Source organism: Rhodopirellula maiorica SM1, assembly GCF_000346295.1.
Classification (GTDB): domain Bacteria; phylum Planctomycetota; class Planctomycetia; order Pirellulales; family Pirellulaceae; genus Novipirellula; species Novipirellula maiorica.
In genome coordinates this window covers 1-1152 of the sequence record NZ_ANOG01000452.1, presented here as the reverse complement: position 1 = coordinate 1152, position 1152 = coordinate 1, and the positions used below count along the sequence as shown (strand labels likewise).

Genomic DNA, 1152 nt, shown 5'->3' with positions numbered 1-1152 from the left:
GGTCCACCGTCGGCGCGGCGCTACCTCCTGCAAAACATCTGGACCGCCAAACGTTGTCCGATGGCGTGGCAAAGTGGGACGGCGTCAGTTACTGGGGCGCCCCCGACGAATTGGCATGGCTGCTGAGGTGCGAAAATGGTCACAAGATCGACTTGGGTTGTTTGTCGGTGGGCGACGTTCGCGTGCTGCACATGCCTGGCGAATTGTTTGTGGAATACCAATTGGCAGCCAAGACATTGCGGCCGGATTTGAATGTCGCGATGGCGGCTTACGGCGATTATGGTCCCGGCTACATCGGTACCGCCGAAGCTTATGAACAAGGTGGCTACGAAACGAGCCAGGCGGCATCGAACGTGGCTCCTGAAGTCGAAACCGTGCTAATGGACGGCATCAAAACACTACTGAAAGTGAACGAGGTGGCAGAATGAACGATCGATACACCTTGATGACACAAAGCTGCTTGTTAGCTTTCGCGACGATTGTTTTGAACTGCGGTGATCTGTTGGCAAAGGAGCCTGCTTCGTCAAAACAGCCCGATTACTCCAGCGAACTGCCGCGGATCGCCCCCACCGCCCCTGATGCCGCGCTTTCCACGTTCCAAGTTGCCGACGGTTTTCAGATGCAGCAGGTCGCAGCCGAACCGTTGATCGGCAGTCCCGTGGCAATCGAATGGGACGAGCACGGTGCGATGTATGTTTGTGAAATGCGAGGTTACAGCGAAAACCGTGACGATGGCATTTCAACGATCGCCAAACTGATCGATACCGACGGCGACGGTGTCTACGACGAACGTGTTGAATTCGCCAGCGGATTGTTTTGGCCAACGGCACTGTTTCCGTATGACGGCGGTTTGTTTGTCGGCGATGCCCCCGACCTGTTGTACCTGAAAGACACCAACGGCGACGGTGTGGCCGATGTCAAACAGCGAGTATTGACCGGGTTTGGCACATCGAATGTTCAAGGTTTGATGAATTCGTTTCGCTGGGGGCTGGATAATCGAATTCATATCGCTTGCAGCAGTGTCGGAGGCGAGATTCGTCACGCCCACGCCGCCCCCGATATCGCGGGGATCAGCATCCGCGGACGCGACTTGGCTTTCAATCCTCGCACTTATGAATTTGAACCGACCAGTGGGGCGGCGCAGCACGGAAT

General features: G+C 56.1%; 1 protein-coding gene and 1 pseudogene. Both read left to right on the top strand.

What is annotated here, in order from left to right:
• Positions 1-428, top strand: a pseudogene (locus tag RMSM_RS14310) (hypothetical protein); the annotation flags it as partial.
• Positions 425-1152: PVC-type heme-binding CxxCH protein (locus tag RMSM_RS14305; protein WP_008697275.1), on the top strand; the 728-nt coding region annotated here is incomplete at its 3' end. The pseudogene RMSM_RS14310 and the gene RMSM_RS14305, both read left to right, overlap by 4 nt.